8 protein-coding genes are annotated in these 8,964 nt (G+C 61.4%); all 8 read left to right on the top strand.

Features of this window, described 5'->3' with window-relative positions; genetic code table 11:
- The first annotated feature begins 336 nt into the window (after positions 1 to 336).
- The 8 genes from ACN0YJ_RS05925 (at position 337) to ACN0YJ_RS05890 (ending at position 8,900) form a co-directional block, all read left to right on the top strand.
- Complete coding sequence (locus ACN0YJ_RS05925; protein ID WP_417495622.1) at positions 337 to 4,050, top strand: class I SAM-dependent DNA methyltransferase; 3,714 nt, start codon at positions 337 to 339, stop codon at positions 4,048 to 4,050.
- A gap of 554 nt (positions 4,051 to 4,604) precedes the next feature.
- Positions 4,605 to 5,819 (top strand): tyrosine-type recombinase/integrase, encoded by a 1,215-nt coding sequence (locus tag ACN0YJ_RS05920; RefSeq protein WP_417495621.1) that lies wholly within the window; start codon positions 4,605 to 4,607, stop codon positions 5,817 to 5,819.
- 227 nt (positions 5,820 to 6,046) lie between these two features.
- Positions 6,047 to 6,673 carry a hypothetical protein gene (locus tag ACN0YJ_RS05915; protein ID WP_417495620.1) on the top strand — a complete coding sequence of 209 codons (627 nt, stop codon included), beginning with the start codon at positions 6,047 to 6,049 and terminating at the stop codon, positions 6,671 to 6,673.
- A 93-nt stretch (positions 6,674 to 6,766) separates the two neighbouring features.
- A complete protein-coding gene (locus tag ACN0YJ_RS05910; protein ID WP_417495619.1) occupies positions 6,767 to 6,958 on the top strand; it encodes a helix-turn-helix transcriptional regulator in 192 nt (63 codons plus the stop codon).
- Between the two features lie 86 nt (positions 6,959 to 7,044).
- Positions 7,045 to 7,239, top strand: coding sequence for a hypothetical protein (locus ACN0YJ_RS05905; protein ID WP_417495618.1), 195 nt, complete (start codon positions 7,045 to 7,047; stop codon positions 7,237 to 7,239).
- Positions 7,239 to 7,532 carry a winged helix domain-containing protein gene (locus ACN0YJ_RS05900; protein WP_417495617.1) on the top strand — a complete coding sequence of 98 codons (294 nt, stop codon included), beginning with the start codon at positions 7,239 to 7,241 and terminating at the stop codon, positions 7,530 to 7,532. Before ACN0YJ_RS05905 ends, ACN0YJ_RS05900 begins: the two co-directional genes overlap by 1 nt.
- Positions 7,532 to 8,182 carry a hypothetical protein gene (locus ACN0YJ_RS05895; protein WP_417495616.1) on the top strand — a complete coding sequence of 217 codons (651 nt, stop codon included), beginning with the start codon at positions 7,532 to 7,534 and terminating at the stop codon, positions 8,180 to 8,182. Before ACN0YJ_RS05900 ends, ACN0YJ_RS05895 begins: the two co-directional genes overlap by 1 nt.
- A gap of 118 nt (positions 8,183 to 8,300) precedes the next feature.
- Entirely contained in the window at positions 8,301 to 8,900 is a 600-nt protein-coding gene (locus tag ACN0YJ_RS05890; protein WP_417495615.1) for a hypothetical protein, read from the top strand.
- Positions 8,901 to 8,964 lie beyond the last annotated feature (64 nt).

The raw sequence follows: 8,964 nt of genomic DNA, 5'->3' as shown, positions 1-8,964 counted from the left end.
CGTCTCGCCGCTGACGCGGCGATCCACCTCCCCGCTTCGCGGGGAGGAAAGCGGCGGGCGCTTCGTGAATGCCGGGCTGGCCTTTCTTACCCGGCCTGCCGGGGAAGTGGCCCCGGCTTGCCGGGGTCGATGGGGCCGGCGCAGCCGGTTTCCGGTCCGAATTCCGCCGCCTCCGGCGTCGCCCCACCGTCTCGCCGCTGACGCGGCGATCCACCTCCCCGCTTCGCGGGGAGGAAAGCGGCGGGCGCTTCGTGAATGCCGGGCGCAATCCTGCATTGCCGGAGGGCTGCGAAGCTGGCTAGTGTCACGGATTGAGCGAATGCGGGGGCAGGCCGGATGAGTGAGCGTGAAGGGGATGACGGGCTGGCGCTTGGCGTGGTCGATGCTTTCATTGGGCGCTGGGAGAAATCCGGCGGCGCGGAGCGCGCCAACGCACAGAAATTTGTCGATGAGCTTTGTCATCTGCTCGATTTGCCGGCACCTGACCCGTCCCAGGAAGCCAACCACCTGAATGACTATGTGTATGACCGGTCGGTCACGCGGCACCATTCCGATGGCCATGAGTCGACGCGCTTTCTCGATCTCTACAGGCGCGGCTGTTTCGTGCTCGAAGCGAAGCAGAGTTCAAAGTCTGGCAAGGCAAAGCCCAGCGCTGCCCAGCGCGAGCTGCACGGCACCGAAGCCGCCGACAGCAAGCTGGGCACGGCCAAGCGTGGCACAAACGCCTGGGTCACGGCCATGCGCAAGGCGCGCGAACAGGCCGAGGGCTATGCCAAGGACTTGCCGCCCGAACATGGCTGGCCGCCCTTCCTGATCGTCTGCGATGTTGGCTATTGCTTTGAAATTTACGCCGACTTTTCCGGACAGGGAAAGAATTACGCCCATTTCCCCGACCGCCGCGGCTTCCGCATCCTGCTCGAGGATTTGCGCCTGCCGGATGTCCGCGAGCGTCTTCGCACGATCTGGACGGCGCCGCATGATCTCGACCCGGCGCAAAAATCGGCCAGGGTCACCCGCGATATCGCGAAGAGTCTTGCTGCGGTGGCTCTGGAACTTGAGAAAAGGCACGATGCCGAGACTGTCGCCATGTTTCTCATGCGCTGCCTCTTCACCATGTTTGCCGAGGATGTGGAGCTGCTGAAAAAAGACAGTTTCACCAAGTTGCTTGGACGACTTCAAAGCATTCCCGACCGGGCGCATCTCGCCCTGGAACAGCTTTGGGAGGATATGAATACCGGTTCTCCACTAAATGGTTGGATTGAAGAAAAGGTACGCAAATTCAATGGTGGCCTGTTCAAGGACGCCAAGGCTCTGCCATTGACGGCGGACATGGTCGCCGACCTCACGCTTGCGGCAAAGTGCGACTGGCGCGATGTCGAGCCCTCCATATTCGGCACCTTGCTGGAACAGGCCCTCGACAAGAAGGAGCGCCACAAGCTGGGCGCCCATTACACGCCGCGCTCCTATGTCGAACGTCTCGTCACGCCGACCATTATCGAGCCGCTGCGCGAGGACTGGCGCGACGTTATGGTGGAGTGCCAGGCCCTGATCGATGCCGGCAAGGGCGATGAGGCGCGCGATGCGGCGCGGCGCTTCCATGAGAGCCTGTGCGATATCCGCGTGCTCGACCCCGCCTGCGGCACCGGCAATTTCCTCTATGTCGCCATGGAGATGATGAAGAAGCTGGAAGGCGATGTCGTCGATTTCATCACCGAGCTCGGCGGCGAGGCGACGCTGGAATTTCGCGGGCACACCGTCGATCCGCACCAGTTTCTCGGTATCGAGCTCAATCCGCGTGCCGCCGCGATTGCCGAACTGGTCTTGTGGATCGGTTTCATCAAATGGCAATTGAAGACCGGCGGCCAGGATGTGGTGGTCGATCCGGTGCTGCGCGATTTCCACAATATCGAATGCCGCGACGCCGTGCTCGATCATGCCGGCCAGACCTTGCGTCTGGGCGAAGACGGCAAACCGCTCTCGCGCTGGGATGGCGAGACGATGAAGACCCATCCGGTGACCGGTGAAAAAGTGCCCGATGAAAGCGCCCGCGTCGAGATTTACGATTATGCCAAGCCGAAACCGGCGGGGTGGCCGAAGGCGGATTTCATTGTCGGCAATCCGCCCTTTATCGGCGGCAAGGATTTGCGCGCCGATCTCGGTGATGGCTATGCCGAAGCCCTGTGGGCGGCGCATTCCGACATGCCGAAATCAGCCGATTTCGTGATGTATTGGTGGCACCAGGCCGCGCGCCTGACGGCGGCGGCGGCCAAAAAGGGCGGCGGTAATCGCCCCCGCCGTTTCGGCTTCATCACCACCAATTCCATCCGCCAGACCTTCAATCGCCGCGTGATTGAAATGGCGCTCACGGGCAAGCCGCCGCTCTCACTCGTCTATGCCATCCCCGATCACCCCTGGATGAAAAGCACCGACAAGGCCGCCGTGCGCATCTCGCTCACCGTCGCCGCGCCGGGCGAGGAGCGCGAGGGCGTGCTGGCGGAGGTGGTCTCGGAGAGCGGTTTGAATACGGATCAGCCGGAGGTGAGGCTGGCGAAGCGTTTCGCGGTCGTCGATGCCGCGCTGCGCGCTGGTGCAAAGACGACAACTGTGCAACCTCTCAGCTCCAATAAGGGGTTGGGATACCAAGGCTTTAAACCCTATGGCAAAGGCTTCATAATTTCGGAAGCTCGAAGAGACAGCTTCGTTCGAATTAGACCCTCAAATGCTGATTTCATCTTTGGGTACAGAAATGGCAGAGATATCGCGCAACACCCGCGAAATGTTTGCGTAATCGATTTTGGCGCACTGAATGAGGAGCAAGCTGCAGCGGCGTCTCCAGAGTTGTTCCAACATCTGAGGGACACAGTGATGCCTGAACGGCAGCACGCGAAAATGGAGTATCGCCGCAAGTACTGGTGGCGCTTTGGCCAGCCGTCCACAGAAACGCGGTTCGCCGTCGCGGGGTTAAATCGGATTGTCGTAACAACCGAAACCGCAAAACATCGGTGTTTTACCTTCTTGGCTGGAGATTTGATGCCGGATCAGAAGCTGAGGGTAATAGCCACCGAGAGCGGCGTTCACTTGTGTGTATTGAGTTCTTCGATCCATGTGCTGTTTGCAACTGCGCGGGGCAATTGGCAAGGCATTGGCAATGACCCGGTTTACACTCACAGCTCTTGCTTCGACCCCTTCCCCTTCCCCGACCTCAGCGGCAAGCCTGCCCTCAAATCCCGTCTCGACGAATTGGGCGAACGGCTCGATGCCCAGCGCAAATCCGTGTTGGCCCGCCATGATTTTCTCACCATGACCAAGCTCTATAATGTGCTCGAACGGGTGCGGGCGCTGGAGGCGGCAAATCGCACATCGCCCCTCCCTCCCCTTGATGGGGAGGGTGGCTCGGCGCGCAGCGGCGAGACGGGTGAGGTGGCAGCGCCGCCGGGTGGTCCTGCCAGCGCTGGCGCTGCCCCCCGCTCCGCCCCGGACGATGTCCGGCGCACCTCCCCCATCAAGGGGGAGGAGGTTGCTCCTCTGACCGACGCCGAGCGCGACATCTACGACGCCGGGCTCGTCGGCACGCTGAAATCCATCCATGATGATATCGATGCCGCGGTGTTCGAGGCCTATGGCTGGCCGTCCGGACTCGATGACGAGGCGATCCTGGAGCGGCTGGTGGCGCTCAATCTGGAGCGTCATGCGGAGGAAAGCCGCGGGCAGATCCGCTGGCTGCGTCCCGATTTCCAGATCCCGCGCTTTGCGCCCAAGGGCACACGCGCGGCGCAGGACGATCTCGATCTCGGCGAGACGGCGGCGGTCGCCGCGCCCGGCGAGAAACTTCCTGCCTTCCCGGCGAGCGACCGCAAGGCCCAGGCGCGCATCGTGCGCGAATTGCTCGAGGCCGCCCATGGTCCCGTCAGCGCCGATACGCTGGCGCGCCGCCTCGCCGGCAAGAATACCCGCGCCAAGATCACCCGCGTCCGCGACATGCTCGAGGTGATGGAAGCGCTCGGCCAGGCCGAGACGGACGAGGCCGGGCGGTATTTTGTGGGCGGGTGATGGCGGGGGCGGGGGCTCATCAAATGCACAACCCTTGTCATCCCGGACGGATGCCCGGACGCGGCAGCGATCCGGGCGTAGATCCGGGACCTACCCGCGAATCAAGCTGGAGCTGCGGGTAGGTCCCGGCGCTGCGCCCCGCCTTCGCGGGGCATCCGGCCGGGATGACACTGTTATGTGACGCAAGAGATGGCGTGCCAGCCCGCCTTCGCCCTCGCGGGCCAGGGCGAGGCATCCTCCGCTCGATCTGGCGGTGGGCCTGCCCGGCCGAAGCTCGCGCAGCGTAAGGGGGGGGGCAGCCCGCTCGATTCAGCGGTGGGCCTGCCCGGCCGAAGCTCGCGCAGCGAGCGAAGGATGGTGGCCCCGGCGCGATTCGAACGCGCGACCTACAGATTAGGAATTAGAATTTCCCCATTTCCGCCAGTGTCCGCAACATTCCCCCAGCGGTACTATACAAGCGATAATCCCCCCTAGACGTTCCGCGAATGTCCGTGACTTTCTGGTAGCACGGTTGCATGGTGGTAGCTCGAAACATGAGCGACCGGGGCCAGGACATGCAAACCAGATTGACCAAGCGGACCGTGGATGCGGCGAAAGCGGCGGGCACGGTATGGGATGGCGACCTGCCGGGCTTTGGGCTTCGCATCGCCAAGGGCGGAACCAAGTCCTACGTTCTCAAATACCGGATGCACGGCAAGCAGCGCTGGTTCACCATTGGCCAGCATGGCCAGCCCAAAGCGGGCGGCGGAACGTGGACGCCGGATGCGGCCCGCAATGAGGCCATATCGCTTATGGGCCGGATCAAGGAAGGCGTGGACCCGGCGCACGAGCTGGCAGCGGACCGCCAATCGGAAACCGTGGAGGAGTTCCAGAAGCGCTATCTCACTGACCATGCCGAAGCGCACAACAAGGCCAGCAGCGTCAAAGAGACAAAGCGGCTTCTGAAAAAGCACATTGTGCCAGCGCTGGGGCATATCAAGGTGAAGGCACTCAGCCGGGCGGAGGTGGCCAAATTTCACCGCTCGCTCAAGGCCACGCCCTATGAGGCGAACCGGTGCCTTGCCGTGATTTCGATCATGCTGACCAAGGCCGAAGCGTGGGGCGTGCGCCCCGATGGCAGCACGGTCTGCCGTAGCATATCCAAGTTCAAGGAAGCCAAGCGCGAACGCTTCCTGACGGCCAAGGAATTGAATGCCCTTAGCGACGCGCTCAAGGCCGCTGGGGAGGCGAAGGCCAATGCGCACGCCCTCGCTATCATCCGGCTTCTGGCGTTCACTGGCGCGCGCCGTAGCGAGATTGAGGGGCTGAAATGGTCCGAAGTGGATTTCGAGCGCAGCGTGTTGCGTCTGGATGATTCAAAGACCGGCGCGAAGCTGATCCCGCTGGCCCCAGCGGCAAAGCTGATCTTGTCAGAAGCGCCAAGGATTGAAGGCTCGCCCTATGTGTTCCCGGCAGCGACCGGCGAGGGCCATTATCAGGGCATCACAAAGGTCTGGATAGCCGTCCGCAAGGCGGCGGGGCTTGAAGACGTGCGCTTGCATGATTTGCGGCACACCTTCGCCAGTTTCGGCGCGGCGGGCGGTCTGTCGCTCCCGATAATCGGCAAGCTACTGGGCCACTCACAGGCCGCGACCACGCAGCGCTATGCCCATTTGGCTGATGACCCGGTGCAGCGGGCGGCAACGCAGATTGGCGATGCCGTTGCGGCGGCGATGGCGGGCGGTGGTGCTAACGTGGTGCCAATGTCTGAAGCCAAGGGAGGCCGCTGATGGTTTGCGCTTTCGTGCACAAAATTCCATCCGCAAAAATCGAAGGTGGATTGGTGGTTTTGGAGTTTCCAAGCGGCGATGGCGTGGTGTCTGTTGCTCTGACGCGTCACGCAGCGCTGGGCCTCCTCAACACACTGCCGCGCTCAATAGAGGTCTTCGACCAGGAATGCGAGCCAACTCATATAGACAAGGGGTGAGTGCTTTGTGGCTTTTGAAGGGCACGCGCTATGAATGAAAATGCATCAAATGACCTGACTGGGGCATTGCCGCCTGAGATGTTGCAGGATTTCTTGGCGTGGCTGCAATCGGACTGGGAAGAGCATCGACATCCGCTAGCACCCTTGGAAGCAGTGCTTATGTGTGACCTTGCAAAGCAAGCGCTCCCCGAGTGGGTGGTAAAGTCTATCGTCGAAGTCTATCGCGAGGCACTCGACGGGGGATTGTGGGCAAAGCCCGGTCGAACAAACAACCCTCGTGCGGCAATGCTAGCGGTTTGGAGAGACTTTTGCCGATTCGATGCGGTGCGGCGAATACGGAACATCGTCGCGCCTAAACCCAGACGAAGCGAACCGGCGAGCGCCCCTGCGCAAGCTGTTAATCAGAACGCGGACGACCTGTTTGGAAAATACGGCAAAGAACCGTGGGTTCTCGGCAGTCGCTGGGCAGACACGTTTGAAGATGCGTCTGCGTTGTTGGAAGGCACCGACGCAGAGGGCGGGGCCGATACGATAAGGCGATCATACAAGAAATTCTTGCGGGGCCATGAGAAAGATAGCTGGGAAAGCGAGATGTTTCTCCCTCTATCTGCGACGGCGCTCGGGATGCGCATTTCGTCCAAGACGCATCAGGGGTAGCAAAACACGGGTTTTGTTGCCCCAGCTCCACGTGGTTCGCGTGGCAATCTCCGTCTCACCCGAAGAAAGTCGGGCACGGACACGGAGTGAAAAATGAGTTCTAGCTATCTCAATACAAAGGCGCTTGCGGAGCTAACAGGTGTTGCAGCAAGCACTTGGTCGAAGCGCCGTTTGACCGGCGATACGCCGCCGTACCGCAAGGTCGGTCGCCGTGTTTTGTATCTGCGGTCAGACGTGGAGGCGTGGCTTGATGGCTGCGCTCGCCAGAGTACGAGCGACGCGTAATGTGCGCTCAATCAAAAACCCCAGCGCTAAGTTTGGCGACCGCGCTGGGGCTTTCTGAAATCCACCCGCAAAACTGGAGAATTCCAATGCGTAATGTACGCAATCGCGCCTCTGTGCGCAATCATCCCGACTTGCCCTTATGGCGCTTCGCCGTTCGCATGGAAAACACGCGCCGCATGTCCCTCGCAGACCGGCACATCATGAGGGCCGCTCGCCTGCGCTTTGCCTCCACAGCCAGCCTCTACGCCGATTTGGCGGGCTATCAACGGGAGGGCGTGTGATGAGCAAATGGATCTACACCGCATCCTTCCCCGGTCACACCGACCGCGCGCGCGTGACGGTCAAAGGCCGCGATGCCTGGGCCTTGCGTTTACTGGTTCAACGCGGCGAGCGCGGGTGCAGTCCGGTAAGCGAACCGACCGGGCCACGGTGGAGCAGTTATATCCACCGATTGCGCAGAGCCGGCTTCTCTATCGTGTCCATTCACGAAAGCCACAAGGGCGAGTTTCCCGGCAGGCACGTTCGTTACGTCTTGCGGGACCGGGTGGAGCTGGCCCGCATGGAGGCGCGCTGATGGCTGCCAAGCACGATCACACGGGGCGAACCAAGGACCGGGGCGACCACGGAACCTATGTACGGCGACCGTTCATGGAGCGGCCCGCATGGCGTGCGCTGAGTCCGAAAGCGCAAATGCTCTACATCTGGCTCAGGCTCGAATGGAAAGGGCCTGACTTCAGCAACAACGGAAAAATCCGGTTGAGCTGTCGTCAGGCCGCAGAGCGCATTGGCATCGGTGTCAACGCCGCTGCCGGTGCCTTTCACGAGCTGCAGGCGAAGGGGTTTATCGTCGTCACTGTCTTAGGAGCGCTGGGGGTGGAGGGCGAAGCGCGCGGCCCTGCATATGAGCTGACGGAGCTGAATTTGCAGCACAGCGAACGCAAGGTGGGGCGCAAGCTCTATCGTGACTGGGCACCCGGTCGGGACTTCCCGATCATCCGGCACAACGTCAACAATCCGGGCGGCAAGAACGGACAATCCAAATCCCCATCATCAAAACAGGGACGGTCCTGTCATCGAAACAGTGACGTTTCACCAATCCCTGTCATCAAAACGGGGTCGCCCCATCATCAAAACAGTGACGTTCCGGCCGATTTTGAGCCATTTCCCATCATCGAAACCGAGACATCCTTAATTGCCATACCCAAGGGGCAAGCGAGAGGCTGATGCTTCTATCGGTCAAGGCGAGCGCTAGACCGCACCTTGTCCGAAACCAGCCCGGCACCAAGCATGACTTGTCGGGCAACTTCACAAATGATTTCGCCAAAAACTCAGGAGGCATGAAATGGGCGGATATGGTTCGGGCGGCCGGAATAGGACGGGACGCCCGCTTTATGGGCAGACAAGCCCGCTTGCTGTGAACCGGGTGGCCAAGGCGGGCGGGCTGGAATCCGGCGCGCGGCTGACTTGGCAATGGACGTGGACCAATGGCCAGGAGTCGACAATCGGGATTATCGGGCACGGGCGGTGCGAGGGCGTCACGCTGGCCTATCAGTACTATCCGTCTTCAGGCTGTGAACCGGTGCCGGTGCGGATCATGGTGCGCGTGGAATGGATGCCCTGTCACTTCGGAGGCGAGCGCGTTTGGTGGCTTTGCCCAAATTGCCAACGGCGATGCTTGAAGCTCTACGGCTGGGGCGGTCGCCATGCTTGCCGAGCCTGCCAACATATCGGCTACGCAACGCAGCAGGAAAAGCACCGCGACCGCATCCAGAGCCGGGCAAACCGGGTACGCAAGAAACTGGGCGGTGAACCGGGCGTAGAGAGCTTTCCGCGCAAGCCGAAGGGGATGCACTGGCGAACCTATGAGCGCTATTGCGATGAGCTGGAAGCGGCGGACAGGGCGTTTTTCCGGGAGTATGCGGCGATGTACGGCTTGTTGTAGAAGGCGGGCGAGCCCGGGGGCAATCATATCTCTGAAGGCAACGGGTGGCGAGACCAGTGAGAGA

Origin of the sequence: Maricaulis sp., from assembly GCF_048270095.1 — a bacterium.
Classification (GTDB): domain Bacteria; phylum Pseudomonadota; class Alphaproteobacteria; order Caulobacterales; family Maricaulaceae; genus Maricaulis.
The sequence above is the reverse complement of the archived record's forward strand: the minus strand, read 5'-3'. Positions and strand labels throughout refer to the sequence as shown.

Coding starts and splice junctions, on each gene's coding strand:
- ACN0YJ_RS05925 (WP_417495622.1), top strand. CDS start 337: ATGAGTGAGCGTGAAGGGGATGACGGGCTGGCGCTTGGCGTGGTCGAT.
- ACN0YJ_RS05920 (WP_417495621.1), top strand. CDS start 4,605: ATGCAAACCAGATTGACCAAGCGGACCGTGGATGCGGCGAAAGCGGCG.
- ACN0YJ_RS05915 (WP_417495620.1), top strand. CDS start 6,047: ATGAATGAAAATGCATCAAATGACCTGACTGGGGCATTGCCGCCTGAG.
- ACN0YJ_RS05910 (WP_417495619.1), top strand. CDS start 6,767: ATGAGTTCTAGCTATCTCAATACAAAGGCGCTTGCGGAGCTAACAGGT.
- ACN0YJ_RS05905 (WP_417495618.1), top strand. CDS start 7,045: ATGCGTAATGTACGCAATCGCGCCTCTGTGCGCAATCATCCCGACTTG.
- ACN0YJ_RS05900 (WP_417495617.1), top strand. CDS start 7,239: ATGAGCAAATGGATCTACACCGCATCCTTCCCCGGTCACACCGACCGC.
- ACN0YJ_RS05895 (WP_417495616.1), top strand. CDS start 7,532: ATGGCTGCCAAGCACGATCACACGGGGCGAACCAAGGACCGGGGCGAC.
- ACN0YJ_RS05890 (WP_417495615.1), top strand. CDS start 8,301: ATGGGCGGATATGGTTCGGGCGGCCGGAATAGGACGGGACGCCCGCTT.